The organism is Alphaproteobacteria bacterium (assembly GCA_040220875.1).
GTDB lineage: Bacteria > Pseudomonadota > Alphaproteobacteria > JAVJVX01 > JAVJVX01 > JAVJVX01.
Genome location: JAVJVX010000005.1, coordinates 1 through 26,992 on the forward strand (window position 1 = coordinate 1; position 26,992 = coordinate 26,992).

Below are 26,992 nucleotides of genomic sequence, written 5' to 3' on the forward strand. Positions count from 1 at the left end.
CGGGCGGGGTGCATTGCTGGCCCCAACCCGGCCGCGGCCGCTGCGGGGCCGCGGCCGCCGACGGCGCCGGCGGTTTCAATGAGCGCGCCGCAGATCGTCGTCGGCCGCTTCCTCGCGCCGGAGGCGCCATCGCCGGCCGGATCGACCCGCGCGATCGCGCCGGCCCCCAACCAGGAAATGCACCGCCTTTCGGCCACGCCCCTCCAGACCGCCCCCGCGCGGCCCCCTGACCCGCCGTATACAAGGCCCGTCGCCGGCACGCCCGTCCCGCCGCCCGCCATTACCGCCGCGCCCGCGCCCGCCGGCTCCGTCCCGCCCTCGGCGGGACAGGAAGCCGGGCGGTTTTATATCCAGGTCGTCCAAGCCGCACAGGCCGGTCCCGGCACGCAGGTGAATGCGGGGCCGGACGGCGCGGCACGGGGACTGACCGGGACGGTGCTGGTCGGGTCAGGCGATCCGGCGCGCCATGCCGGCGAGGGCACGCTCGTGCAGACCTCACAGGGGCGGCTTTTGTTGCCGGGCTTGCCGCCACTGCCGCCCGGCACCCGGCTTTTGCTCGATTTTCTCGGCCCCGTCCTAAGCGGACCGGACTCGTTTAACACCGGGCGCGCGCTGGCCCTCTATCTGGGGGGTGACTGGCCCAATCTGCGCGAGGCTCTCGGCGCATTGGGCAATGGCGACGCTGTCGCGGGGCGTTTCGAGACCGGGGCCGTCGCCACGCCGGGACCACGACTTGCGAGCGCCTTGTTTTTTCTCATGACGGCGCTGAAAGGCAGCGATTTTTCGAAATGGTTCGGCGCCGGTTCGGCGCGCCAACTCGAGCAGGCCGGCCGCAGCGACATATTGGGCCGGCTCGGTGACGATTTCGGGGACATGGCGCGCCTGACCCGGGACGCCGGGCCCCAGGACTGGCGTCCGGCCCTGCTCCCGGTGCAGGACGGCGACACGCTGCAATTCATACGACTGGCACATCGCGAAACGGGCGGTGGGGCAACGGAGGGCGATGATTCCGAGAGCGGCTTCGTCCTCGATCTCACGCTTTCCGCGCTGGGCCGACTCCAGATCGAGGGGCAGGCCGCCGCCACCCGGTTGGCGCTCGCCATCACCTCCGAGGCACCGCTGCCCGCCTGGCTCCGGCACGACCTGCACGAGATGATCGCTGAAGCGGGCGCCGTCACCGGATTGGAGACGGGCCTTCGCTTCCGGGTCCAGAGCCCCATCTCCGACCCGTTTCGGGCCGCGCGGCGCGACGATCATCTTGGGTTGGTGATTTAGAGGAAGCCAGGCGACGGAACGGCCCCGCCCCATACTCAAATCCGACGGCGAAACCGGTGCCCCCCGATCTCGTCCATTTCCTCGGTCTCGAGCCGGCGCTGCCTCTCCTGTGCCCGGCGCTCGCGGCTGTCGCGCGTGATCTCGTAACGCTTGACCTCCTGAAAGGCCTCGGCCAGATCCTCGCGGGCCACTTCCAGTTTCTCCACCACCTGCACCACCGAGCCGTCCAGCTTGGCCAACCGTTTGCGCACGTGACGGGCATAGGCTTCAAAGGTCATGCCAGCTTCGGGGGAGGCGGTGGCGACTGCCTTTTCCTGCTCGAAATCCAGTACCAGGCGCTCGCGTTCCTTCTTGAGACGGCCGGCGAAATTCTGGAGCGCCGTGATTTCCCTCTTCTTTTCATCCAGTCGCCATTTATGCAGCCGGATCAGGCTGTCCAGTCCCTTCATGCCGCCATCCCTCTAGCCCGAGCACCTCTTCCGCTAGTCATCCTGAAATACCTCGGCAAGCGCCGCGTAACCGGCCGCAAGATCGCTCGCCTCGTCATTCTTCTGGCTCAGAAACCTCTCCAGCGCCGGATAATAGCGGATGGCGTCATCGACATCGGGATCCGTCCCCGGGCGATAGGCGCCAAGCCGGATCATTTCCGCCATATCCTCATAGCGCGCGAGGTAGCGGCGCGCCTTCATGACCAGTTCGTTTTCCTCGTCCGAATTACAGGTCGGCATCATGCGCGAGACGCTGCGCAGGATGTTGATTGCCGGAAAACGGCCCCGTTCCGCGATAGAGCGATCCAGAACGATATGCCCGTCGAGGGTGCCCCGAAGCGTATCGGCTATCGGCTCATTATGATCGTCGCCCTCCACGAGCACGGTGAAGAGAGAGGTGATGGCGCCCGTACCCGTGCCCGGCCCCGCGCGTTCGGCAAGCCGGGGCAGTTCGGCGAAGACGGAAGGGGGATAGCCCTTGGTCGTCGGCGGCTCGCCGGCGGACAGGCCGATTTCGCGTTGCGCCATGGCAAAGCGGGTGATGCTGTCGATCAGGCAAAGCACGTCGCGGCCCTGATCGCGGAAATACTCCGCCACAGCCAGGGTGGTATAGGCCGCCTGGCGGCGCATCAGCGGCGATTCGTCCGAAGTCGCCACGACCACAACGCTCCGCGCGAGGCCTTCCGGCCCCAGATTATGGCGAATAAATTCCTGAACTTCCCGCCCCCGTTCCCCGACGAGGCCGATGACCGTCACATCCGATTTCGTGTACCGCGCGAGCATCGACAGGAGCACCGATTTGCCGATGCCGGAGCCCGAGAAGATCCCCATGCGCTGACCGCGGCAGCAGGACAGGAATGTGTTGATCGCGCGAACACCGAGATCGATCTTTTCACCGACCGGCTGGCGAGCGTGGGCCGGCGGTGGCGAGCCGCGCAAGCGATAGCCATGGAGCCCTGACACCAGCGCCCCCTTGCCATCCACCGGATCTCCCAGTGCATTGATCACGCGGCCAAGCCATCGGTCCGTTGGCCGGATGGTAGGCGCGTCTGCCCCGATATCGGCCCGGCAGCCCAGGCCAACTCCCTCCACGGATTCGAAGGGCAGTAGCAGGGCCCGGCTATCGCGGAAGCCGACCACCTCGCAGGGAACGTTGTGCCCGTTCCGGGCCCGGATTATGCAGCGCGCGCCGATCGTCAGCGAGCGCTCGGCCCCGCCAACCTCGACCAGCATGCCCTGGATGGCAGTTACACGACCGTAATATTGGTAGCTGGGAATCTCGTTGATATCGTCAACAAGCGTATTGACGGCTAGCTGCACGCCGGAAACCTCGGTAAAAGTTAAGCCCTGCCCTGCGGCGAGAACAGGCGACAACAAATCTTTTTTCGGGCCCATTCTGGTGTTGCTTGCTTAAGGAACTGTAAAATGGACGAAAATCGGGTCTCGGGCCGAGATACGTGTTAAGCTTCGTTAAACGAATTGTTAACCTCGGCCCGCCAAACTGGCGCCATGGTTAAAGGCCGGTGAACCGGCGCGCCACACTAGGGGATCACAGGGGATTCAAGCTATGCGTGTACTGCTCGTCGAAGACGATTCACCGACCGCCAAAACGGTTCAGGCGATGCTGAAGTCGGAGGGCTTCGTTTGCGACACAACCGACCTTGGTGAAGACGGGCTCGAAATCGCCAAGCTTTATGACTACGACATCATCATACTCGACCTCATGCTGCCCGACATGGACGGCTACGAGGTGCTGCGCCGCATCCGCAGCGCGCGGGTTGAAACTCCGGTCCTGATCCTGTCGGGCCTGAGCGAGCCTGACAACAAGGTTCGCGGCCTCGGCACCGGCGCCGACGACTATCTCACCAAGCCATTCGACAAGGCAGAGCTTCTCGCCCGTATCAACGCCATTGTCCGGCGCGCGCGCGGACATTCCGAATCGGTCATCCGCACCGGCAAGCTCCTGGTTAACCTGGATGCCCGCACCGTCGAGGCCGACGGGCAGCCCATTCACCTGACAGGCAAGGAATACGGTATCCTGGAACTGCTGTCGCTGCGCAAGGGCACGACCCTGACCAAGGAAATGTTCCTCAATCACCTCTACGGCGGCATCGACGAGCCGGAACTGAAGATCATCGACGTCTTCATCTGCAAGCTTCGCAAGAAGCTGGCGGCGGGAACCGGCGGCGAAAATTACATCGAGACCGTCTGGGGCCGCGGCTACGTGCTGCGCGATCCGGGTGAAGGCCACGCCAGTGCGCCGGAAATGGCGGCGGCCGCTAACGGGTAATGCCCCGGCCGCGAGGCAGACCCTGACCACAGGCCTGAAACAAAAAGCGGGAATTCCTTTCCCGCTTTTTTCATGCAGGGTTCGACCTGCGGGCGAAGCTCACGCCGTCTTCGCGAGATGCTCCGCCGCCACACCCGACTTGGCATAAATGCCGCGCTGGCCCGAAACCGGCTCGAAATCCTTGGTCACGCCCATGACGGTCTCGGCACCGCCAAGAAACAGCTTCCCGTCATCGGCCAGATTCTTGCTGATTTTGCTCAGCACCGCCCCCTTGGTTTCCCGATCGAAATAGATCAGGACGTTGCGGCAGAAAACCACATCGAACTTGACCAGCCCATAATTGGCATCCAGCAGGTTGAAATAGCGAAAGTCGATCAGCTCACGCAGGGAGGGATCGATCCGCCATTTCTCGCCCTCCTGGTTAAAATACTTCACCAGCATTTGGACCGGAAGGCCGCGCTGCACCTCGAACTGGTTGTAGACGCCCTCGCGGCATTGCCCGAGGACCTCTTCGGATATGTCTGTTGCCAGGATCTTGACGCGCCAGCCCTGAAGCCTGGCCGCCTCCTCCCGCAGGATCATCGCCAGCGAATACGGCTCCTGCCCGCTCGAGCAGGCGGCACACCAGATATTGATTGTCTTCCGGGCCTGCCGGTTCTCGATCAGGTAGGGCAAAATCAGGCTGCGGAACTGGTCAAACGGTGTCTTGTCGCGAAAAAAGAACGATTCGTTGGTGGTCATCGCCTCCGTAATCGCCTTTTCGAGTTTCGCGTCCTTCTTGGCCGCATACAGGGCCACCAGGTCGTCCGGTGTGGTTTCGTCCCACTGCCGCGCCAGCGGAATGAGGCGGCTTTCCACCAGATATGACTTTTCGCGGCTGAGGATCAGACCGGATGTGCGCTTTACCAGAGCGGCGACGATGTCGACGTGTTCAGGTTTCATGGGAGAGATACTCCGGCGACCGGTGACGTTGATCCAAGTTTCCGCCGCTTGGCGAAATTGCCCATGTATTCACCAATTTCTTCGATGGGAAGAATTGCCGAACAGACCCCCGCTGTCGCGACCGCGCCAGGCATGCCCCAGACAACGCTGGTTGCTTCGTCCTGGGCGATGACCGTCCCGCCCTTTTTGACGATCTCCTGCGCGCCCAGCATCCCGTCCTGCCCCATACCCGTCAGCACCACCGCCAGAATATGGTTGCCATACGCCTTCAGCAGGCTGCGGAACATGTAATCGACGGCCGGCCGGCAGAAATTCTCGGGAGGATCCTGAGCCAGACGAATGACTGCCTTCCCGTCCGTCATTTCGACGCCCATATGGTAATCGCCCGGTGCCACGTAGACCTGGCCCGGCACAACCTCGACCCCATCGCGCCCTTCTTCGGCCAGAAACCGCGTTTGCTTGGTAATATGCTGCGCGAGAATTTCGGTAAATGTCGGCGGCATGTGCTGGGTGACGAAAATCGGCAGACCGAGATCGGCCGGCAGGCTGGTGAAAAGCTTGAACAAAGCCTGTGGGCCCCCGGTTGAACTGCCGATGGCCAGCGCGCTCACACTGTGGACGAGGGACGCTCGAAGGGAAACCTCGCGCCCCTGCATCGTCGGCATGGCCGAGGTGCGGGACGGTGCACCCGGCGCGGACGCGGGTGCCGGCGAGGGTGCGCCGCCGCCGGTTCTCGCCCGTCCCCGCCGGCCATGCGCCTTGACCTTGCTGACCAGATCCGTCTTGAAATCCACGCCCCCGCTGACCTCGCGGGAGGTCGAGGGCTTGGGGATGTAATCGGACGCCCCCAGGGACAATGCCTTGAAGCTGATTTCCGCGTTCTTGCGGGTCAGCGTCGAGGCCATGATGATTTTGAGATCCGGCTTCTTTTCCTTCAGCTTTGGCAGAGCCGTCAGTCCGTCCATGACCGGCATCTCGATATCAAGAACGATAACTTCGATATCGTGGCGGTCGAGCAGGCGCAATGCGGCCGCGCCATCCGGGGCCGTGACCACCACATCGATGTCAGGATCCTGACGAAGGGTTTGCGCGATCAGACCCCGCACAACGGTGGAGTCGTCCACCACCATCACACGGTAGGCGTCGGACGACGTTTCCACCGCCTGTCCAGCCTTGTTGCGGCCAGCCCCGGCAGGGGTGCTGGGGGACGGGGAGGAACTCACAGGATGCCTACCTCGGCAAACTTGGATTGGATAATTTCGCTGTCAAAGGGCTTCATGATGTATTCGTTGGCGCCGGCCTCGAGCGCGGTGCGAATATGGCCGAGATCATTCTCAGTGGTGCAGAAAATGACGACCGGCGTGTTTCCGCCGGGCGTCTTTCGCAGGGACTTGAGGAATTCCAGCCCGTCCATGACCGGCATGTTCCAATCCAGCAGCACGACGTCCGGCATACGGCCGGAACAGGCGTCCAGCGCCTCTTTTCCGTCAGCCGCCTCCGTAATTGAAAAGTCCAATTGTTCGAGAATACGACGGGCAACAGTACGGATGACTTTCGAATCATCGACAACAAGACAGGATTTCATCTATTCCCCCAAAGAGAACCCAGGCCCAATTACGCGGCTTTTTGCTGTGTATTCAGCAATCGCTCGACATCGAGCACGACCAGCAAATCGCCCTTGAGACGGAAGATGCCATCACTGATATCCCGCCATACCGGATCGAGGGTCGGCGGCGCCGCCTCGTAATCCTCGGTCGGCAATTTCATGACTTCGCCCACCGAATCGACAACCAGGCTATAGAGCTCCGTGCCAATCTCGACCGCGACGCTCATCCCCTTTTCGTTCCCTTCACGCGGCGGCAGGCCAAGCCGCTTGCGCACGTCAATCGCTGTCACGATACGGCCGCGCAAGTTCAACGCGCCGGCCACCTGTTTCGGGGCGAGGGGGATCGGCGTCAGGCGCTGCGGGCCAAGGACATCCTGAACCTGCAGGATGGGAATTCCAAAAAGCTGATCATTCACATAGAGCGTGACGAACTGGCTCGTGCCCCTGCTTCCATCTTCGTGAAGGACATTATTTTTTTCGTGAAAGTCGTCGCTCATCATACGCCTCCTACGGCCTGCGACAGCGTTTGTCCGATAACATCAAGCAGGCTGTCGCGATCCGACTTGGAAATATAGTCGGTGAACCCGGCAGCCCGACCTCGATCGAAATCTTCCGGCGAGGTGTAGGAAGACAGGGCCAGCACCGGTGTGTGGGCCCACCTGTCGCCATTGCGCACGGCCTCGACGAAGGCAAATCCGTCCATGTCGGGCATTTCGACGTCGCTGATGATGGCATCGAACTGCTTGCCCTGTTCCTGGAGAGCGAGGGCTTCCGCCGCGGAGCCGACGGAAGTCACCCGATAGCCCGCCGTCGTCAAGAGAGGCAAGAGCAGGTTACGGAAGAAGCTGCTGTCATCGACGAGCAGCAGGTTTCGTTGGCCGGATGCGCTGCCGCGCCGCCCACTCGCCGCCGAACCGCGCGCCCGGCTGAACCAGTCCTTGAAGGCGGAGGTGAGGAAATAACCGGCGTCAATGACATCGGTCGCCGCACCGTCGACGATCGCACTGCCGAGAATGGCGGATTGTTCGCCGGACATTTGCAGGTTGAGCGGGGCCTCCACGATATCGACGATCTCGTCCACGACGAGACCCATGCTTCGTTCTTCATCGGCGAAAACCAGGAACGGCTTTTTGCCCTTGCCGGTCAGTTCGTGGGTCGGGTCCACGGTGAGCAACGGCATCAGCCGGTCGCGGTACTGAACCACCGATTGCCCGTTGGTGACCTCGATGGATTCGAAATCCACCTCTTCGAGCCGCGCTACCAGGCCCAGCGGCACCGCCTTGGGAGTCCGGTTGCCGGCCCGGAAAATCAGAAGCGGCGTCTTCTCTCCGCCATCCTGAGTGTCCTGGTCAGCGATATCGCCATCATCCGCCCGCATCGTCGGCTCGCCCGTCGCGGCGGCGATGCCGTTGGGATCGAGGATCATGATAACGCTTCCATCGCCCAGGATCGTGTTGCCCGAGAAGATCGTGATATCCCGGAGGATCGGCGCCACGGGCTTGACCACGATCTCTTCGGTATCAAAAACCTGATCGACGATGATGCCGAAGGAATAAGTGCCGACCTGGCTGACGATGACGAAGGTGTCGTCCTCATCATTGACCTCCCGCCCGTCCTCGAGTTGAAGAAGGTCGCTGAGCGATACCAGGGGCAGAAGCCGGTTGCGCAGCCTCAGGACCCGGGTCTGGTTGACCCGCTCGATCGTGTGCTCCGACCGCGAGGATGCCCGGACCAGCTCCAGCACGCTGAGCTGCGGGATGGCGAATTTCTCACCGCTGCACTCGACGATCAGGGCCGAGACGATGGCCAGGGTCAGCGGGATCTTGATCGTGAAGACAGAGCCCTTGCCGGTATTCGACTTGACTTCGATATTGCCACCGATTTTCTCGATATTCGTGCGCACCACATCCATGCCGACGCCGCGGCCGGAAACACTGGTTACCGCAGCCGCGGTCGAGAAGCCGGGCTTGAAAATGAAGCTGAGAATTTGCTGGTCCGAAAGCGTTTCCAGGTCGGCATCGGTCGTAAGCCCGTTCTGCAGCGCCTTTGCCTTGACCCGCTCGACATTGATGCCGGCCCCGTCATCCGCGATCTGGATGATGATGTGGCCGCCCTCCTGATAGGCCTTGAGGATGATGCGTCCCATTTCGGGCTTGCCGGCGGCGCGCCGCTCGGCGGTGGTCTCAAGGCCGTGGTCGGCCGAATTCCGGACCATATGGGTCAGCGGGTCCTTGATCAGGTCCAGTACCTGCCGATCGAGTTCCGTTTCGGCGCCGACCATCTGGAGGTCGATTTTCTTGTTCAGTTCGAGCGAGAGGTCGCGCACCAGCCGGGGCAGCTTGGCCCAGGCATTGCCAATGGGCTGCATGCGGGTCTTCATGATGCCCTCTTGCAGCTCGGAGGTCACGTGGTTGAGCCGCTGCAGGGGGCTGGTGAATTCGCTCTCCTGATGGGTGCGCAGGAGCTGCAGAAGCTGGTTCCGGGTCAGCACCAGCTCGCTCACCATGTTCATCAGGTCTTCCAGAAGATCCAGCCGTACGCGGATCGACTGGTTGGCGAGGCTGGATTCCTTCTGCCCGCCTTCGGCCTCGGCGACCTCCTTGGCGGGCTTCGCGTCCTTCGGCCCCGTTGCTGCGCCCTTGCGGGCCGCCGGCGCCGGTTCGGGCGCTGACACGGTTTCAGCCACCGGTCCCGGTTCCGCGGCGGGTGCCCGGCCGAGACACGCATCCTGCAGCGATTCGAAATGAATTGCTGCCTCGTCGACACTCGCCCGGTCACCGCCCGACTCGGAAACGGCGGCCCGCAGATGATCGACAAGCTGGTCAAAAATGAGATCGTTGAATCCGGCGCCCACGGCATCGGAGAAATCGGCCGCGGCACGTGCCGGCGAATACGAATCACCCCCCTGGATGACAAAGGCGGCCATGGCGGCGAAGCGTTCGGCCCAGATCTCGTTTTCGAAGAAAGTGCGAATCTGGTCATCCTCGCCGGCGCGGCGCCGCCAGGCGGCGGCAATCTCGCCGATTTGCGACGAGTCTCCATCATTGGCCGACGCCGGATGCGATGCTTCAGCCGTCGTCCCCTCGATCGCCGGTACCGTCTGGGTTGCCGTCTCGACCGTCCCGTCGGCGCCGCCCTTGCCGTCGGCGAAATCGTTAAGCCGACGGATCAGTTCGCTGTCATCCCCCTCGGGCTCTTCCTGGGTTTGCTCCAGCGTCGCAAGAAGATCGCGAATCTGGTCCAGACACGCGAGAATTAGGGTGACGGCTGTGGAATCTGCCTCCAGCTCCTTGTCCCGGATTTTGCCAAGAACGTTCTCCCCCGCATGTGCGACCGATTCCAGGCGCGGCAGACCCAGGAAGCCGCATGTACCCTTGATCGTGTGCACGAGGCGAAAGATGCTGCCGATCAGTTCCGGGTCGTTCGGATTTTGTTCGAGCCGAACCAGTTCCAGATCGAGTGTCGCGAGGCTTTCGTTGGTTTCAGTCAGGAATTCGCTGAGAAGGTCGTCCATGGAGCTGCCATCCGGGCCTGGGGCTGGGGTAAGTCGAAACAGGAGCGCCAGATTTCGCACGGCCGGTCCTTCCGGCAGCACTCTCGGCGATCCGGCGCCAAGACTGGCCGGGAACGATTAAAATCGCGTAAAAATTGCAAAAAAGACGCTGTATGCCGCGCGTCCTAGGAGCTTATTCCGGACCGAAGGCAAGCGCTTTCGAGAGGGAAAAATCGAACCCGGGCTGGCCGGGTTTGTCGGAGAGCTTCACCGTCTGACCCGTTCGCTCAAACAGACAGGCGGTGAAATAGGGGTGGACGGTGCGCGGCGTCAGGGTGGAGACGTCCACGCGCCCGTCAAAGGCAGCTGGGACCACCTCGGCAAGCCCGGCGCCCTCGCCCGCCGCTTCCAGAACGATTCGCGCCCCCTGCTCCGACGGACGAGCCGAAACAGTGCCGCCCTTGGGCAGACTGTCGCAGGCGATCACGAAAAGATTGAGAAAGAGTCGGGCGTCGGATTTGCGCATCCGGGCGTCCAGGCTGCCGACGGCGGACCAGTCGCATGTGACGCGGGTTTCCCCGACAATGCCGTCGCATAATCGGGTTATCTGTCCGAGAGTCACGCTCTCGTCGTCCGATCCGCCCAGCCCGTAAGCCAGGCGGTAGAATTGCAGGCGGGCGGAGGCCTGGGCCGCGCTGAAGCCAAGCAGCTCCAGTATTTCCCTATCGGCACCGTTTTCGCCGCCGGAGGCAAGTTCGATTCCGGTGGAAATTCCGGTGATCGGCCCGATCAGCTCGTGGCAGAGGCGCGAGCTGATCAGTTCCAGCACGCGCAGGTCGACCGTGAAATGGCTCACCACTTGAGCGCCTCCCAGCGAATACCGCGCCTGTCGATTCCTACCAAACCCAGACAGACCCGAGGGATGGTATCCTTTCCCCCTGGTTTTCATTCGTAACGAAAACGGGTGGAATTGGCAAAACAGAAAGGACAGGAGTTTCGCCGTGAATCCCTTACTCGTGCCCGGTGCCCGGGTCCGCCATCCCGATGAGCCTGACTGGGGCATCGGTCAGGTCCAGTCGGCAATCGGCGACAGGGTGACCGTTAACTTCGAGAACTCCGGGAAAGTACTTATCAACACCCGTGTGATCACGCTTGAAGTGATCGACGACGACAATGACTGATGGGGCGGAACGAATGACGGCGGGCGTTATCCGGCGTCGGACGCAAGAAATGTCGCGGCGCGGCGTAAATCATCGGGCGTGTTGATATTGAAGAACGGATCGAGGCCGGCCGATAGCGGGAAATTGACCAGCGCGGACCCGTGCCGCGCTGTCCAGAGATCCACTTTCCGGATGCCCTCGCCGACCAGGGCTTCGCGCAGATCGGCCCTGAGAGAAACATGCCAAAGGCCGAAAACCGGATGGACCCGCCCACAGGAACGGGCCATCGCGATCGGGACGTTTTGCCGCGATGCGGCGGCCAGTAGCTCGGCCACCAGATTTGGTGGAAAAAACGGCGTATCGGTGGCGAAACTCGCGAGCCAGGACACATCCGGCCGCTCGCCAGCAACATGATCCAGGCCGGCAAGCAGTCCGGCGAGCGGGCCGGCCGATCCCGGAATGGCGTCGGTCAGGACCGGCACGCCGCTGTCGGCGAAATTTTCCGCCCGATCGCCCGCCCGGTCGCCCGCCCGGTCGCCCGCCACGATCACCAGCCCGGCGACCTGACGCCGGGCCCGCGCCAGCGTACGACCGAGAAGCGTCTCACCACCGAGGCGAAGACGCGCCTTGTCCTGCCCCATGCGCCGCGAACGGCCGCCGGCAAGCACCAGGCCGAACGCGCTCACGTCCGGGGTTCCTTCTCGGCCCCGCCCGCGGCGGGGCGGCGGGCTGTGCGACCTCGCAGCATGGCCGGACTATGAGGGGTGGCCGAAATCCCGACAAGGCCCGTCACGATCCCGCCACGATCCCGCCAGGATCCGGCCAGGCTGCCACGACCGATACAGGGTATTTAAATGCGTGCTCAGATACTTGCACCAATTTCTTGACCTGAAGACTCGCCTCCGACAGACTGCGCCCTCGCTGGCCGCGGCGAAATTCGCGCGACGGCAGCCGGTACGGTGCGGCCGGCCGGATTACCATCTGGTTTTGGGGGAACCAACGTGAATTTCACTGACGATGAGGCGCCGTCCCGGCGGCCGGACCAGCCGGCGCGCACCGACGCTGACGATCTTCGGGCTCACCGTCCGCCCCCGAGCGGCCCGCGCCAGGTCAGCACGCTGCGCCGGCGACAGGATCAGGCGTCCTATCCGCTTCACGAAGGCACTTTTGTCAGCGACGAGTTGTACAAGGCGCTTCTCGTCATGGTCGCGCCGCTCTATATCGCGGACAGGCGCGGTCATCTGATTTACGCCAACCCCGCCTTTCACGATCTGGCGGCGCGCATCTTCGACGACGACGGAGAGAACGGAGGCCACGTCCTCGAAGAAACGCCGACGGCGTTGGGCGAGATTTTTGAGCGGCTCGAAAGCGAAGCTTCGGACGAGATCGTGACGAATGACGTCGCCGCCCGTGGCACCTCCATGGCCTATTATTCGGGACGCCATTTTCCGCTGACCGATGCGTCGGGCCTGACCGTGGCCTATGTCGGCGTTTACACCGATGTCACCGATCGCGCCGAAGCCAATCGCAGGCTGGCCCAGACTCAGGCGCGCTACGAAGATGTGATCCGCTCGGCCTCGGACTGGGTTTGGGAGACCGACCACAATTTGAATCTGACCTTTGCATCCAACCGTATCGCGGAGACGCTGGGCGAGCCGGCCGAAACCTTGACCGGGCGCTATCTTGGCGCAATCGGACGGTTCGAGGACGATTCGGACGGGCCCCGCGCGCCCGACCGGCTTATCGGCCGGCGAAAACCCTTCCGCGGCGCCGCGTTCGTCGTCACGGACGGATCGGGCGACACCCATCGCATCAGGCTGAGCGGCGTCCCGGTCTTCAATTCGGACTCGGGCCGGTTTATCGGCTATCGCGGTACGGGAACCGACGTAACGCGGCAGGTGGCGGCCGAAAATACCGCGGTTCGCGCGCGCGAAGAGCTGGAGGTCGCGCTCGAAAGCCTCAAGGCGCGCAACCGAGATCTTGACGAGGCCCTGAAACGCGCGCAGGCGGCCGCCCATTCGAAGTCCGAGTTTCTCGCCATGATGAGCCACGAGTTGCGCACGCCGCTCAACGCGATCATCGGTTTCTCCGAGATGTCCCTCACCCAGATTTACGGACCACTGGGCGAAAAATATTCGGAATATTTCCGCGACATCGCGCGTTCCGCCCATCACCTGCTGGAAACCGTGGACAGCATCCTCGCCCTTGCCGATCTCGAGGGGACGGACACCATTGCCAGTGCGAAATCGGAACCCATGGCGCTTGACGGCCTCCTCAACGAGGCCGCGAAGCTGGTTTCGGCCAACGCGGCCGAGCGCGGGTTCGAGATCGAGATCGGCCCGGTCCCGGCCGGCCTCGATGTCCTGGGTGATCCGGTCCGCGCGCGCCAGATTTTCGTCAATCTTCTCGGTAACGCGGTAAAGTTCACGGACAAGGGCGGACGGATCGGCATCGATGTCGCCCGCCCCAAGGGTGAGATGGTGGATATCACGGTCTGGGACACGGGCGTCGGGATCACGCCCGAGCAGCAGGCCAAGATCTTCGACAGCTTTTACCAGGGCGAGCAGTCGGCCTTTCAGGCCGGCCCCGGCGGGCTGGGGATCGGCCTCACGATTTCCCGTTTCCTGGCCGAAATGATGGGGGGCACAATCTCCGTCGAGAGCACCGAAGGCCAGGGGGCGCGCTTCACCGTGACCCTGCCCTGCCGCCGCCAGGGCGCAGACGCCTGAGCGACCCGTAGGGGATACATAACCCTTCGCCGGCAGGGGTGAAAACCGCCGCCCGATTCCGTAATTTGGGCCATGGGCAGCGCGCCGTCGGCAAGCGCGGCGGCCGCCCACATCCGCCAGCAAACCGACGCAAGGAAAAATCCAGGCCCATGCCCGCAGCACCACTCATTGACCCGTTTGGACGCGAAGTCAGCTATCTTCGGGTGTCGGTGACGGACCGGTGCGATTTCCGCTGCATCTACTGCATGTCGGAAGACATGACGTTCTTGCCGAAATCGGAGGTGCTGTCGCTGGAGGAAATCGAACGGGTCTGTAACGCCTTTATCCGCCTTGGCGTGAGAAGGCTGCGGCTGACGGGCGGCGAACCGCTGGTCCGACGTAATATCATGACGCTGATCCGTCGCCTCGGGCGGCATCTGGAAAGCGGCACGCTCGACGAACTCACCCTGACCACGAACGGAAGCCAGCTCGCGCGGTTCGCCGACGACCTCGCGGCGGCCGGAGTCCGGCGCCTCAACGTCTCACTCGATACGCTGAAGCCCGACGTGTTCAGGGAAATCACCCGTTGGGGCAGCCTCGATCAGGTGCTGGCCGGGCTCGACGCCGCCCGCAGGGCGGGGCTGACGATCAAGATCAACGCCGTCGCCCTCAAGGGCGTCAACGATGACGAACTCAGCGCTATGCTCGCCTGGTGCGGCGATCAGGGCTTCGACATGACAATTATCGAAGTCATGCCGATGGGTGAAATCGGGACCGCCCGGCTCGACCAGTACCTGCCCCTGTCCATGGTCCGCACCCGGCTCAAGGCCGACTGGACACTCCGTCCGATCGACTATCGGACAGGAGGACCCGCGCGGTATGTCGAGGTCGCTGAAACTGGCCGGAAGCTCGGCTTTATAACGCCACTCACCCACAATTTCTGCGAAGGCTGCAACCGCGTGCGGCTGACCTGTACGGGCCAGCTCTATATGTGCCTCGGACAGGCGGACAAGGCCGATTTACGTGCCCCTGTCCGCGCGGCGGAGGGTGACGGGCCGCTGGAGCAAGCGATCCTTGAGGCCATATCACGCAAGCCCCGGGGGCATGATTTCGTGATCGATCGCCGTCAGGCGCAGCCGGTCGAGCGCCACATGAGCGTGACCGGCGGCTGATCCCTCGCTCCCCGAGCTTTAGCATGTCGCATGCCGGTCCTTTCGCCTAAAATCGGGGGCGTCTACCGGCGGATGACAGCACCCGGGCAATCCGGGACCCTCGTTGTGGAGCAGACACGTGCGGCGTGGCATCACTCTTTCGGGATTACTCCATGGCTCGGTGATCGCCCTGCTCGTCCTGGGCCTGCCTTCCCTATGGCTGTTCTGGCCTGATTTCTTCAAGGAAGACAGCGAAGAACCGGAAAGCGTCAACTGGGCCACGCTTCTACCCGAATCTGACCCAGAACCGGATCCGGACGAAGAGGAGGACGAGACGCAGTCCCCGCCAGCAGGCGGACGCCCCCAGATTGCCGGCAAGCGGGGAGACCCGGAAGATGGTGCCGACAGCCGCCGGCAGGAGGGCCGAACTGCCAGCCGGCCCGCGAGCGGGGCCGAAACCTCGTCGGCAGATCCGGCCGCGGCAACACGCGCGCCTTCCGCCCAAGACCGGACAAAGTCCGGAAAGCCGTCACCGCAGATCTCCGATGCCGATAAAATGGCAGTGGAAATCATCGACCCCGAGACCTTCCGTCGCGCCATGGCGGCGGCCGAGGCGGCGCACGCGGGCACACAGGCATCCGGTACGGAGGGCGCCGGACAGCCAGCCGAAGGTGAAATGCCGGCGAGCGCCGGTTCCCCGGAATCGGACGCCTCCACCACTCCGGCCGCAGATCAGGGGGCGGCCAGCGGGGGGCGCGATACACGGATCTACGAAGCACCGCCCCGCCCCGCCCGCCCGAAAACCCGCGATATCGGCGAAATCCTGGACTATGTCGCGGCCATCGATCCGCGTGCGGGGGATGTTATGCGCCGGCTCGAGGACAATCGTGTAGCGGCGCTTGAGGGCGCGCGGCCTGAAGACGCGGCGCTCGATCGGATCCGGGCCCGGCAGCAAGCGGCGGACAGGAAATCCTTTGAACGAATTTTCGAAACCGCGGAGATCGGATATGCGCCGGCCCAGTACGCTGTGGGCGTCCGCGAGCTGATCGGACGCGGCACCGAGGCCAACGCCCAAGAAGCGGTCGCCTGGCTGCAGAAGGCGGCGGAGCAGAACTACGCACCCGCCCAACGGATTCTCGGTTTTCTGCACGGGCGCGCCATTGGCACCCCACGCGATCTTGCCAAGGCGCATTTCTGGTGGACCCAGGCCGCCCAGGCGGGAGATGAGATTGCGCGTGAGGGCAAGGAGCTGCTGGAGCCGATCATGCCGGCCAAGGATCTGATCGAATCCCGCAAACTTTCGGCCCAATGGGCGCAGATCATGTCTGAGGTGGCCCCGCCGCAGGCCCGGCCCGAAGAAAAACGGGAAATGCAGGAGGAGCTCCGACGCGCGGCCGAAACCGGAGATATCGCGCGCGTCCGCACATTGCTCGCGCTCGGTGTCGATGCGCAGGCAACGGATAAAGGGGGCAAGACGGCGCTGATCAATGCGGCGTGGCGCGGCTACGAAAAGGTGGTCGAGGTCATGCTCGAATTCGGCTCGGATCCGGACTTCACAGACCAGAACGGCCTTTCCGCCCTCACCTGGTCGGCCGTCAACGGCCATGCCAAGGCGGCCGGAAAGCTCGTCGAGGCCGGGGCCGATGTCAACCATCAGGACCGGTTCGGCATGACGCCCTTGATGCGCGCTGCCTGGAACGGGCATAAGGATGTCGTGGAAAAGCTGCTGGAATCCGGTGCCGCGACCGATTTCCGCAACGGTGACCGGGACACCGCACTGGACATCGCCCGGCGCGAGGGATACGCGGAAATCGTCGAGCTGATCCGGAAAAAGGGCTGAAATCCGCACGAACCGCGCCGGCCGGCGGGTCCTGTCTGGCGCTTCTCCCGCGCCCGACTATACTCCCCCGGCAAGCCGCGTGCGGGTCAGCCGGGCCCGGATGATCGGAGCCGAACGAATCTGCCAAAGGGTAAGTGTCCGAGTGCCTTCTGCCACGACGCAAACGACAAAACTAACCTTCGTCGCCGCCGAGTCGCCGGAAGCTCAGGAGACTCTTGCTGAACTGAGTGCGCGTCATGGCGATTTCAGCGAAGACGCGGATGTCGTGGTCGCCATTGGTGGGGACGGCACAGTTCTGGAGGCCATGCATCGCTTCATGGGAAAGGGGCAGCCGATTTACGGCCTGCACAGGGGCAGTGTCGGTTTTCTCACCAACCATGCGCCCGACGGCGACCTGCTGGAACGCATCCTCGCCGCCAAGCCCGAAACCCTGCATCCGTTGCGGATGGTGGCGACCACCCTGGACGGCACGCGCCATGAGGCGCTCGCCATCAACGAGGTATCGCTCCTGCGCGAAAGGCACCAGACGGCGCGAATCCGGATTCTGGTGGATGATGTGGTCCGCCTGGATGAGCTCGTCTGCGACGGGATCCTGGTCGCGACGCCCGCGGGCAGTACCGCCTACAATCTGTCGGCCCACGGACCCATTGTCCCCATGGGGGCGGGCGTCCTGGCGCTGACACCCATCAGCGCCTTTCGCCCCCGCCGCTGGCGCGGCGCGTTGCTGAAGGATACGGCCCGGGTGACGTTTGAGGTGCTCGATGCGAAGCACCGCCGGGTCAGCGCCGTCGCCGACAATCAGGAAGTGCGGGATGTCGAATGGGTCCAGGTTTACGAGGACCGGTCCATCTCACTGACCATTCTTTTTGACAAAAACCAGAACTACGAAGAACGTGTCCTGCGCGAACAGTTCGCGCCCTGACCCGGAATTGCTCGACCAGCCGGTCATCCCAACCCCCCTATGCCGCAGTGGAAATGCCCAGCAGTTCACCCGACGCCAAAGACATCCTGAAGAAGCTGATCTCTTTCGACACGACCAGCCGATACTCGAACCTTGTTTGTATCGGGTACATTCAGGACTTCCTCGAATCTCTGGGTGCGAACTGCCGGCTTACCTATGACGACGCGGAGGCGAAGGCCAATATCTTTGCCTCCCTCGGCCCGCTGGATCGTCCCGGCCTGATTCTCTCGGGCCATACCGACGTGGTCCCGGTGGACGGGCAGGACTGGACCACCGATCCGTTCTCATTGACTGAAGCAAACGGAAGACTGTACGGGCGGGGCACCAGCGACATGAAATCCTTTATCGCCCTCGCGCTGGCAGCCGCGCACCGGTATGCCGAGCGTCCGGGCCGCGTCCCGCTGCATCTGTCGTTCTCCTATGACGAGGAGGTGGGCTGCCTCGGCGTGCCCCGGCTCATTGACGACATGGCCGCGCATCTTGCTCATCGGCCGTGGGCATGCATCGTGGGGGAACCCACAGGGCTCCGGGTCATCAACGGTCACAAGGGCAAGACAACCGTGCATTGCCGCGTGCGAGGCCGCGAGGCGCATTCCTCCCTGACCCACAAGGGGGTCAATGCCATCGAACACGCGGGCGAGGTCCTGGCCATCCTGGCCGAGATCAGGGACCGCATCCGGCATGACGGTCCGATCGACGAAAGTTACGATCCTCCCTATACGACAGTTCATGTCGGCGTGATCCAGGGCGGCACGGCCCTCAACATCGTTCCCAGGACCTGTGACATCCACTTCGAGTTTCGCAATCTGCCGACCCACGACCCCATGACGCTCCTTGACGAAATAGCCGGGCGGGTCGAGACGGAAATTCTGCCACGGATGCACGAGACGGACCCGGACGCCGGAATTTCGTTCACCCTTCAGGGCAATTTCCCGCCGCTCGAGACCGATGAGACCTCGGATATTGTCGACCTGGTCAAGAACCTGACCGGCGAAAATAAAACGTTCAAGGTCCCGTTCGGGACGGAGGGCGGCCTCTTCGACCGCGCCGATATTCCGACCGTCGTCTGCGGACCCGGCAGTATCGACCAGGCCCACAAACCCGACGAGTTCATTCTGATCGAGCAGTTCGAGGCCGGCCGCCAGTTTCTCGGCCGGCTCGTCGATCATCTCGCCACTGCCTAGCCCCTTCGGCCGAAAAGACAGCGAAGCGTGACCCAAAAAGCCCGAGACTTTCTGATCGCCGTGACCATCGGCACGACGGGCGGCGCCCTGTTCACCTGGGCTGGCGTGCCGCTCGGCTGGCTCCTGGGCGCGCTGTGTCTTGCGACCGTGGCTGCGATGCGGAGCGTGCCGCTCTACATGCCCAGCTGGTTGCGCACGCTGATGATCGTCGTCCTGGGTGTCCTTATCGGAAGCGCCTTCACGCCCGATGTAATGCACGACGCCTCTTCCTGGCTTCTGCCCCTGGGCGTGCTGCTGGTTTTCGTGATCGGGGCGGGCGGCCTGTCGCGCTGGTTTTTTTACCGGGTTGGCAAGTATGACCGGATTACCTCGTTCTTCGCCGCCGCGCCGGGCGGGCTGAACGAAATGGTCCTGATGGGCCAGAGCATGGGTGGTGATGACCGGGTGATCTCGCTCAGCCACGCCATCCGCATTCTCGTCGTGGTGGCCACGGTCCCACTTTTCCTGCGCCTTTGGGAGGGGGCTGAGCGAATCACCACGCTCACCCCGCCCGGCGCGACCGTTACGGCGGGGGATGTCGCGATCCTGGGCGCCGCCGGTATCGCGGGCTTCGCCCTTGCCCGACTTATACGCCTGCCGGCGTCACAACTCACCGGCCCCATGCTGTTGAGCGCGGCTGTCCACATCCTGGGGTGGACGGCGGCCAACCCGCCGGCCCTTCTGGTCATCGTCGCGCAGGTAATTATCGGCACCGCCATCGGCTGCCGCTTCGTCGGTGTCGACTTCTTCTCGGTGAGACGCATCCTGTGGGTCTCGGCCGTCGCCGCGCTGGTCACGATCGCGCTCGCTATCGGCTTCGCCTACGGCGCCGACCGCCTGTTCGATATCGGTTTTGCCCGCATGCTGCTCAGCCTCGCGCCGGGCGGGGTCGCCGAGATGAGTCTGACCGCCCTCGCACTCAATGTCGATACGGCATTCGTGTCCACGCACCACGTTGCACGCATCGCCATGGTCGTTGTTCTGGCGCCGATCATCTTTCGCGCCGGTCGGAAGCTCCTTGGGACGGCCGAGACTCCGCCATCTGATCCGAAGGACCGCCAATCGTGAAAGTATCGTTGTTCGATTTCGACCTGCCGGAAAGCGCCATCGCAACACGCCCGACCTCACCCCGGGATGCGGCACGTCTTCTCGAGGTGGGTGCCACGCTAACGGACCGGGTGATGACCGATCTGCCCCAATGCCTCGAGCCAGGCGACCGACTCGTCTTCAATGATACAAAGGTCATTCCCGCACAACTTAACGGGAAGATCGGTGACCGACGCGTTTCAGTTACACTGCACCGGCGGCTTGAGCACCAGAGTTGGCAGGCCTTCGTTCGCCCGGGGCGCGTTTTCCGGCCGGGCCGCCAGGTCATCTTCGGTGACGATTTCAGGGCGGACATCGTCGCGGTCGAGCCAATGGAAGCTGGCGGGGTCACACTGTCCTTTCCCTACAGCCTCCCACTGCTGCGCACCCGGCTGGAGGCGCATGGAACCATGCCGCTGCCGCCCTATATCCAGCGCAACCGCGCACCGGACGCACAGGACGCAGAGGACTACCAGACCCTGTTCGCGGCCCGGGAAGGGGCGGTCGCCGCGCCCACGGCGGGACTCCATTTCACCCCGCGTCTCATGTCGGCCCTGGCCGAACGGAACATCGCCCACAGCCTCGTGACGCTGCATGTGGGGGCGGGAACCTTCCTGCCGGTCCGGGTCGAAGACACGGCCCAGCACCGGATGCACGCGGAATGGGGAGAAATCAGCGCCGAGACGGCGGCAGCCCTGAATGCGACGCGCCGCGGGGGCGGGCGAATCATTCCGGTCGGCACCACTTCGCTCAGGCTGCTGGAGACGGCGGCTGGCGGGAGCGGCGAAATCCGGCCCTTCAGCGGCGAGAGCGAGATCTTCATCACCCCCGGTTACCGGTTTCGCGCGGCGGATCTGCTGATCACCAATTTTCATCTGCCGCGATCCACGCTGATGATGCTGGTGGCCGCGTTTGCCGGGTTTGAACGGATCAGACACGCCTACGCCCACGCCATTGACCGGGGCTACCGGTTCTATTCATATGGCGACGCCTGTCTCCTGCATCGCGATGCCGCGGCCGCCTGACGGGCACAATGGACGAGCAGATGGCCACACCCGGTTTCTCCTTTTCAATCAAGGCGCGTGACGGCGACGCGCGCGCCGGCCTCCTCCGGACCGCCCATGGTGACGTGCGCACGCCGGCCTTCATGCCCGTGGGCACGGCCGGCACGGTCAAGGCGATGCGGCCCGAATCGGTCCGCGAAACCGGCGCCGACATCATCCTCGGCAATACCTACCATCTGATGTTGCGCCCCGGGGCCGAGCGCGTGGCGGCGCTGGGTGGTCTGCACGCCTTCATGAACTGGCCCCGCCCAATCCTGACCGATTCGGGCGGCTACCAGGTATTCTCGCTCGCCCAGCGACGGCGGATCAGTGAGGATGGCGTGCTGTTCCGCTCCCATCTCGATGGTCGCGAGGTACACCTCTCGCCCGAGCGCGCCATGGAAATACAGCATCTGCTCGGATCGGACATTTCGATGGTGCTCGATGAATGCACCAGCTTTCCCGTTGAAAAGGACGCCGCCGCTCGCTCGATGGCCCTGTCGATGCGCTGGGCGAGGCGTTGCCGGGAGGCTTTCGTGGACCGGGCCGGACACGGCGTCTTCGGCATTGTGCAGGGGAGCGTCTATACAGACCTCCGGGCAGAATCCGCCGGCGCATTACAGGAAATCGGGTTCGACGGCTATGCGATCGGTGGCCTCGCGGTGGGTGAGGGATTTGCGCGCATGGTCGAGGTCACCACCGAGACGACCCGCTGCTTGCCGGCCGACCGGCCGCGCTATCTCATGGGCGTGGGCAAGCCGCGCGATATCGTGGAGGCGGTCTTCAGGGGCGTTGACATGTTCGATTGCGTGCTGCCGACCCGTTCGGGCCGGACGGCGCAGGCGTTCACGCGCGCGGGCGCGCTCAATATCCGTAACGCCCGTTTCGCCGACGATCCGGCGCCTCTCGAGGATGGTTGCGCCTGCCCCGCCTGCCGCGATTACAGCCGCGCCTATCTGCATCACCTGGTCAAGGCCAATGAAATTCTGGGAGCCATGCTGCTGACCTGGCATAACCTGACCTATTATCAGGACCTGATGTCGGCGCTGCGCGACCGGATTGCCGACGGCACCCTCGCGGATTTCGTCCACGCTTTCCGTCAGGCCGGGGACGGTGACGCGGAAAACATGCCCGAGGATCACGAGGTCATACCCGGAAAGGAATAAGCCTATGGCGGAAGAAACCTATGGTGGACTGAGCCAGCTTGGCGGGTCGGGCAAAATCCCGCACGCGCCCGAGGAAGCGACGCTCGAGACCGTTCCGAACCCGCGCGCGGGCACGGCCTATGTCGTGCGGTTCACCTGTCCCGAGTTCACATCGCTCTGCCCCGTCACGGGGCAGCCCGATTTTGCCCATCTCGTCGTCGATTACGTGCCCGGCCCCCGGCTCGTCGAGAGCAAGTCGCTCAAGCTTTTCCTTCATTCCTTTCGCAACCACGCGGGGTTTCACGAGGCCTGCACCCTGATGATCGCGGAACGGATTGTCGGTGCAAGCGACTGCACCTGGCTCAGGATCGCGGGCTACTGGTATCCGCGGGGCGGTATTCCGATCGATGTTTTTTACCAGACCGGACCCGCACCCGACGGAGTCTGGCTGCCCGATACGGGCGTTGCACCCTATCGCGGACGCGGCTGATACCGCCCCTGCCCGATCAGTCGGGGCGCCGCACCACCGCGCCCCCTTCGGGATCGCGCAACGCAACGCGGACCAGACCCGGCACATCGGGCCGCAGCCGATCAAAAATCCAGCCGGCGATCGCCGGCGCAGTCGGATTTTCGAGCCCCGGAATATCATTGAGATACTGATGGTCCAGCGCCTCCACCACGGGGGCCACGAGGCGGCGCAACTCGGCGAAATCCATCACCCAGCCGGTCTGGTCGCCGACATCGCCGGCGACCCAGATTTCGGCCTCGAAGGAATGACCGTGCAGCCGACCGGCTTTTGAGCCCGCCGGCGCCTCCGGCAATCTGAGCGCCGCTTCGAAACGGATTGATACGAAAACTTCCATCATGACCCGATCGCCTAGGGAAATCCGAGGAGCTTGTGCGTCTGCAGGCTGAGGCGCCATTGGGGATGGGCAAGACAGTAGGCCAGCGCCAGGCGGGTGTTCTCGTCCAGGCGGGGACCGTCCATGGGCTGCAGGTAGAAATGCGCGAAGTCCAGATGCGCGAATTTATCGGGCGGCGCACCGTCTTGCGGGTAGACGAGCTTGAGCTCCTGCCCGCATTCCTGGACCAGCGCCGCCCCGGCCTTGGGACTGACGCAGATCCAGTCGATCCCCGCCGGCGCCGCCAGGGTACCATTGGTCTCGATCGCGATTTCGAACCCGGCGCCGTGCAGAGCATCGATCAGCGTCCGGTCGAGCTGCAGGAGCGGCTCGCCGCCCGTGCAGACCACGAGCGGGAGCGCCGCGCCGGACGCCGCCTGCGCGTTCCAGACCGTCCGCACCCGGTCAGCCAGGGTCGCGGCATCGATGAAAGTGCCACCACCCGGCCCGTTCGTCCCGACGAAATCGGTATCACAGAACCGGCAGACTGCCGTTGCCCGGTCGCGCGCCAGCCCGGACCACAGATTGCACCCGGCAAAGCGACAGAACACGGCGGCCCGGCCCGTATTCGCCCCTTCGCCCTGGAGCGTGTAGTAGATTTCCTTGACCGCGTAGCTCATCGTCGCGCCTGGCCGGTCATATAGGCGATCGGATCGTCGATCCCCGCCTCGTTAAACCCCTTGAGGCGAATCTGGCAGGCATCGCAGACCCCGCAGGCCGTGCCGCCCACACCCGGACTGTAGCAACTGGTGGTCTCACTGTAATCGACGTCCAGCTCGAGCCCGCGCCGTATGATATCCGACTTGGACAAGTCTATCAGGGGGGCATGGATCCGGACCGGGATTTCCCCGGCCACCGCTGCGCGGGTCGCGAGATTGGCCATGGCTTCGAAAGCCCTGACGAATTCGGGCCGGCAATCGGGGTAGCCTGAATAATCGACGCGATTGACACCGATAAAGATGTCGCCCGATCCGCGCACTTCCGCATGGGCCAGCGCGAAGGCCAGAAAGATTGTGTTCCGTGCCGGCACGTAGGTAACGGGAATCTCGCTCGCCATCTCGCTGGCGTCACGATTGGTCGGCACCGGAATGTCGGCCGTGAGGGCCGAGCCGCCAAACTGTCGGAGATCGATTTTGATGATGACGTGATCCTCGACGCCCCGGCTGGCCGCGACACGCTCGGCCGCGCGGACCTCGTGGATGTGGCGCTGGCCATAGTTGAACGTCAGGGCGGCCACGTCGTACCCTTCGCTCTGAGCAACCGCCAGGGCGGTGGCGGAATCAAGCCCGCCACTCAGCAACACGATCGCGACCGGATTTTGCGCCATTACCCATCTTTCTTTTTTAGTCCAGAACCGCCACTCTGCCGGCGATTCGCGCCAGGGCGGGCCGGCGCAGGTGGATAACACACCGGGAAGCAGCTTGGCTATGCGGACGGCGGAAGCCCTGATTGCCGAGGCGCACCGGTACGGCTTCGATGCCGCCGGGCTGGCACCGGCGCGCCTGCCGGATTACGCCGAAAAAGGGCTGCTTGCCTTTCTCGAGGCGGGCTGGCAGGGCGACATGGCCTGGATGGCCGACACGGCGGCGCGCCGTCGCGCGCCGCGGCGACTCTGGCCCGAGGCGTGTTCGATCCTGGCGGTCGGCACCAACTACACCCCACCCGATGCGCCGCTGCGTCTACTCGACTTGCCCGAGTGCGGCAACGTGTCGGTCTACGCCCGTGGTGACGATTATCACGACATACTGAAGCGTCAGCTCAGGCAGCTCGCTCGGCACATCGCGGCCAGTCTCGGGACGGAGGTGAAAATCTTCGTCGATACCGCGCCGCTCATGGAAAAGCCCCTGGCCCAGCTTGCCGGGCTCGGCTGGCAGGGCAAGCACACGAACCTTGTCTCGCGGAAATTCGGTTCATGGCTGTTCCTCGGGGCCATTCTGATCGCGGCCGAGATCGAGCCCGGCCAGCCCGGCGAGGATCATTGCGGCAACTGCCGCAGATGTCTCGACATTTGCCCGACAAACGCATTTCCGGCGCCCTACAAACTCGATGCGCGGCGCTGCATTTCCTATCTGACGATCGAACACAAGGGGCATATTCCGGTTGAATTCCGCAAGCCCATCGGCAACCGGATCTATGGTTGCGATGATTGCCTCGCCGTCTGTCCCTGGAACAAATTCGCCCAAGCCGGCACGACCTCGCGCCTCGCCGGCAGGATCGAGCTGCAGGCCCCCAAGCTGCGCGACCTGGCGGCGCTCGATGAGGCGGCTTTCCGCGAGGTGTTCCGCAAATCGCCAATCAAGCGGACCGGGCGCGCGCGGTTCGTGCGCAACGTGCTGATTGCCATCGGTAATTCAGGTGATCCCGCCCTCATCCCGTCTGCGACCGCCCTCTTGACGGACCCGTCTCCACTGGTGCGCGCGATGGCGGTCTGGGCTTTGGGCCAGCTTGAAGGGGCCGACAGCTTTGTCGGGCTGCGCGACCGGCACCGGCCGGATGAACCCGATCCCGCGGTGCGGGCCGAGTGGGACCGTCCTACGCCTATTGCAGGCGCCGGCGAAACATCCACTGCGCCACGGCAAGGCTGACGAGAGCAATGACGAAGAGCGGCCATATATTCTGCACAGCGGTCTGGAGCGGCATGTCCTCAAGCATCTGGCCGCGCATGATGATCAGGATATAGCGCACGGGATTCAGGTAGGTGAGGGACTGGACCCATTGCGCCATGTTCTCGATCGGCGTGGCGAAGCCCGACAGGATGACCGCGGGCACGACAAACAGAAACACACCCAGAATGGCCTGCTGCTGAGTCTGAGAGATACTGGAGATCATCAGCCCGACGCCGATCACGGCGAAGATGAAGGCGAGCATGCCGGCCGCCATGATCCAGAGACTGCCATTGAGGGGTACGCCGAACCAGGCGTGCGCGATGGTGACGATAGCCACCCCTTCGGCGATGCCGATCACCAGGGCAGGTGCCATCTTGCCGATGAGTATCTCGACCGGCCTGAGGGGCGTGACCAGCAATTGCTCGAACGTGCCCATCTCACGCTCCCTCGCGACCGAGAGCGCCGTGACCTGAATCGCGATGATCAAAACGAGCGTGGCCGTAATACCGGGCACGATGAACCACTGGCTGCGGAGGTTGGGATTGAACCACGCACGGATGTCGAGGGCGGCCGGCGGGCCGCTCAGCCCCGCCGCCCGGGCCCGAGCGCGGGCGAAATCGTTGACGATCGTACGGGCGTAGCCGACCGCGACCTGGGCCGTGTTGGACTGCCGCCCATCCACCAGAATCTGCACCTGGGCAGGATCGGCCTGCCCCGCTTCCGCCGCCAGATGCAAATCGCGCGAAAATGTCTCGCCGATATGAAGGACCATGAGCGCCTCGCGCCCGGTCAGGACCGGCGCAATCTCGGACCTGTGCGCGAGCCGCTTCACGGGCCGGAAATTGGGCGAGGCCGTGAACCGGGACACGAGTTCGCGCGAGGCGAGGCCGGAATCCTCATTCAACACCGCGAGCCGGACATTCCAGACATCGAACGTGGCAGCGTAGCTGAAGACCAGGATCTGGATGAGCGGCGGCGCCACAAGAATGATGCGTGACTTCCTGTCCTTGAAAACGATCAGGAATTCCTTGGCGATCAGCGCGCGCAGCCGCGACCGGACTGTTCCCATCCGC

Annotated in this window: 26 protein-coding genes; 13 read left to right on the forward strand and 13 right to left on the reverse strand. The window is 63.8% G+C overall.

Annotation, left to right across the window (positions count from 1 at the left end; genetic code table 11):
- Positions 1–78 precede the first annotated feature (78 nt).
- A complete protein-coding gene (locus RLQ26_02285; protein ID MEQ9087552.1) occupies positions 79–1,275 on the forward strand; it encodes a hypothetical protein in 1,197 nt (398 codons plus the stop codon).
- Between the two features lie 35 nt (positions 1,276–1,310).
- Here RLQ26_02285 and RLQ26_02290 read toward each other — a convergent pair whose 3' ends face one another.
- Together RLQ26_02290 and fliI are read right to left on the reverse strand one after the other, a co-directional pair.
- Positions 1,311–1,724: a flagellar FliJ family protein gene (locus RLQ26_02290; protein MEQ9087553.1), complete on the reverse strand. Its 414-nt coding sequence runs from the start codon at positions 1,722–1,724 to the stop codon at positions 1,311–1,313.
- Between the two features lie 33 nt (positions 1,725–1,757).
- Positions 1,758–3,158, reverse strand: a complete 1,401-nt coding sequence (gene fliI, locus RLQ26_02295) for a flagellar protein export ATPase FliI (GenBank protein ID MEQ9087554.1) — start codon at positions 3,156–3,158, stop codon at positions 1,758–1,760.
- Positions 3,159–3,330: 172 nt separating this feature from the next.
- Here fliI and RLQ26_02300 point away from each other — a divergent pair, with 172 nt between their 5' ends.
- Positions 3,331–4,053, forward strand: coding sequence for a response regulator transcription factor (locus RLQ26_02300; protein MEQ9087555.1), 723 nt, complete (start codon positions 3,331–3,333; stop codon positions 4,051–4,053).
- Positions 4,054–4,152: 99 nt separating this feature from the next.
- Here the strand turns inward: RLQ26_02300 and RLQ26_02305 are convergent, their stop codons facing one another.
- The 6 genes from RLQ26_02305 to RLQ26_02330 form a co-directional block, all read right to left on the reverse strand.
- Complete coding sequence (locus tag RLQ26_02305) at positions 4,153–4,995, reverse strand: CheR family methyltransferase (protein ID MEQ9087556.1); 843 nt, start codon at positions 4,993–4,995, stop codon at positions 4,153–4,155.
- Positions 4,992–6,125, reverse strand: coding sequence for a chemotaxis response regulator protein-glutamate methylesterase (locus tag RLQ26_02310; protein ID MEQ9087557.1), 1,134 nt, complete (start codon positions 6,123–6,125; stop codon positions 4,992–4,994). Before RLQ26_02310 ends, RLQ26_02305 begins: the two co-directional genes overlap by 4 nt.
- A gap of 89 nt (positions 6,126–6,214) precedes the next feature.
- Positions 6,215–6,580 (reverse strand): response regulator, encoded by a 366-nt coding sequence (locus tag RLQ26_02315; GenBank protein MEQ9087558.1) that lies wholly within the window; start codon positions 6,578–6,580, stop codon positions 6,215–6,217.
- 29 nt (positions 6,581–6,609) lie between these two features.
- Positions 6,610–7,098: a chemotaxis protein CheW gene (locus tag RLQ26_02320; protein MEQ9087559.1), complete on the reverse strand. Its 489-nt coding sequence runs from the start codon at positions 7,096–7,098 to the stop codon at positions 6,610–6,612.
- Positions 7,098–10,115, reverse strand: a complete 3,018-nt coding sequence (locus RLQ26_02325) for a hybrid sensor histidine kinase/response regulator (protein MEQ9087560.1) — start codon at positions 10,113–10,115, stop codon at positions 7,098–7,100. Before RLQ26_02325 ends, RLQ26_02320 begins: the two co-directional genes overlap by 1 nt.
- 172 nt (positions 10,116–10,287) lie before the next feature.
- A complete protein-coding gene (locus RLQ26_02330; protein ID MEQ9087561.1) occupies positions 10,288–10,950 on the reverse strand; it encodes a histidine phosphotransferase family protein in 663 nt (220 codons plus the stop codon).
- A 145-nt stretch (positions 10,951–11,095) separates the two neighbouring features.
- On the opposite strand from RLQ26_02330, the gene RLQ26_02335 reads away from it, so the two are divergent.
- Positions 11,096–11,275, forward strand: coding sequence for a DUF3553 domain-containing protein (locus tag RLQ26_02335; protein ID MEQ9087562.1), 180 nt, complete (start codon positions 11,096–11,098; stop codon positions 11,273–11,275).
- Between the two features lie 26 nt (positions 11,276–11,301).
- Here RLQ26_02335 and mobA read toward each other — a convergent pair whose 3' ends face one another.
- Positions 11,302–11,940: a molybdenum cofactor guanylyltransferase MobA gene (gene mobA, locus RLQ26_02340; GenBank protein MEQ9087563.1), complete on the reverse strand. Its 639-nt coding sequence runs from the start codon at positions 11,938–11,940 to the stop codon at positions 11,302–11,304.
- 315 nt (positions 11,941–12,255) lie between these two features.
- Between mobA and RLQ26_02345 the strand changes: the two genes are divergently transcribed.
- The 9 genes from RLQ26_02345 to queF all read left to right on the forward strand — a co-directional run bounded on the left by RLQ26_02345 (position 12,256) and on the right by queF (position 22,901).
- Positions 12,256–13,983, forward strand: coding sequence for a PAS domain-containing sensor histidine kinase (locus tag RLQ26_02345; protein MEQ9087564.1), 1,728 nt, complete (start codon positions 12,256–12,258; stop codon positions 13,981–13,983).
- 149 nt (positions 13,984–14,132) lie between these two features.
- Complete coding sequence (gene moaA / locus RLQ26_02350) at positions 14,133–15,134, forward strand: GTP 3',8-cyclase MoaA (protein ID MEQ9087565.1); 1,002 nt, start codon at positions 14,133–14,135, stop codon at positions 15,132–15,134.
- Between the two features lie 535 nt (positions 15,135–15,669).
- Positions 15,670–16,953: an ankyrin repeat domain-containing protein gene (locus RLQ26_02355; protein ID MEQ9087566.1), complete on the forward strand. Its 1,284-nt coding sequence runs from the start codon at positions 15,670–15,672 to the stop codon at positions 16,951–16,953.
- A gap of 142 nt (positions 16,954–17,095) precedes the next feature.
- Positions 17,096–17,875 (forward strand): NAD kinase, encoded by a 780-nt coding sequence (locus RLQ26_02360; protein ID MEQ9087567.1) that lies wholly within the window; start codon positions 17,096–17,098, stop codon positions 17,873–17,875.
- 53 nt (positions 17,876–17,928) lie between these two features.
- On the forward strand, positions 17,929–19,098 hold the full coding sequence (argE, locus tag RLQ26_02365; protein MEQ9087568.1) for an acetylornithine deacetylase: 1,170 nt from the start codon (positions 17,929–17,931) through the stop codon (positions 19,096–19,098).
- Between the two features lie 27 nt (positions 19,099–19,125).
- Positions 19,126–20,205, forward strand: coding sequence for an AbrB family transcriptional regulator (locus RLQ26_02370; protein ID MEQ9087569.1), 1,080 nt, complete (start codon positions 19,126–19,128; stop codon positions 20,203–20,205).
- Positions 20,202–21,248, forward strand: coding sequence for a tRNA preQ1(34) S-adenosylmethionine ribosyltransferase-isomerase QueA (gene queA, locus RLQ26_02375; protein ID MEQ9087570.1), 1,047 nt, complete (start codon positions 20,202–20,204; stop codon positions 21,246–21,248). Before RLQ26_02370 ends, queA begins: the two co-directional genes overlap by 4 nt.
- A gap of 20 nt (positions 21,249–21,268) precedes the next feature.
- Complete coding sequence (gene tgt / locus RLQ26_02380; GenBank protein MEQ9087571.1) at positions 21,269–22,432, forward strand: tRNA guanosine(34) transglycosylase Tgt; 1,164 nt, start codon at positions 21,269–21,271, stop codon at positions 22,430–22,432.
- A 4-nt stretch (positions 22,433–22,436) separates the two neighbouring features.
- A complete protein-coding gene (queF, locus tag RLQ26_02385; GenBank protein MEQ9087572.1) occupies positions 22,437–22,901 on the forward strand; it encodes a preQ(1) synthase in 465 nt (154 codons plus the stop codon).
- Positions 22,902–22,917: 16 nt separating this feature from the next.
- Here the strand turns inward: queF and RLQ26_02390 are convergent, their stop codons facing one another.
- Genes RLQ26_02390 through queC form a run of 3 tightly spaced genes read right to left on the reverse strand, consistent with a single transcriptional unit; the run spans position 22,918 to position 24,640 of the window.
- A complete protein-coding gene (locus RLQ26_02390; protein MEQ9087573.1) occupies positions 22,918–23,277 on the reverse strand; it encodes a 6-carboxytetrahydropterin synthase in 360 nt (119 codons plus the stop codon).
- A gap of 11 nt (positions 23,278–23,288) precedes the next feature.
- Positions 23,289–23,933 (reverse strand): 7-carboxy-7-deazaguanine synthase, encoded by a 645-nt coding sequence (gene queE / locus RLQ26_02395; GenBank protein MEQ9087574.1) that lies wholly within the window; start codon positions 23,931–23,933, stop codon positions 23,289–23,291.
- Complete coding sequence (queC, locus tag RLQ26_02400; GenBank protein ID MEQ9087575.1) at positions 23,930–24,640, reverse strand: 7-cyano-7-deazaguanine synthase QueC; 711 nt, start codon at positions 24,638–24,640, stop codon at positions 23,930–23,932. Before queC ends, queE begins: the two co-directional genes overlap by 4 nt.
- A gap of 100 nt (positions 24,641–24,740) precedes the next feature.
- Between queC and queG the strand changes: the two genes are divergently transcribed.
- Positions 24,741–25,898 (forward strand): tRNA epoxyqueuosine(34) reductase QueG, encoded by a 1,158-nt coding sequence (gene queG / locus RLQ26_02405; GenBank protein MEQ9087576.1) that lies wholly within the window; start codon positions 24,741–24,743, stop codon positions 25,896–25,898.
- Here queG and RLQ26_02410 read toward each other — a convergent pair.
- Entirely contained in the window at positions 25,852–26,988 is a 1,137-nt protein-coding gene (locus RLQ26_02410) for an ABC transporter permease (protein ID MEQ9087577.1), read from the reverse strand. The genes queG and RLQ26_02410 overlap by 47 nt on opposite strands.
- Positions 26,989–26,992: the final 4 nt, after the last annotated feature.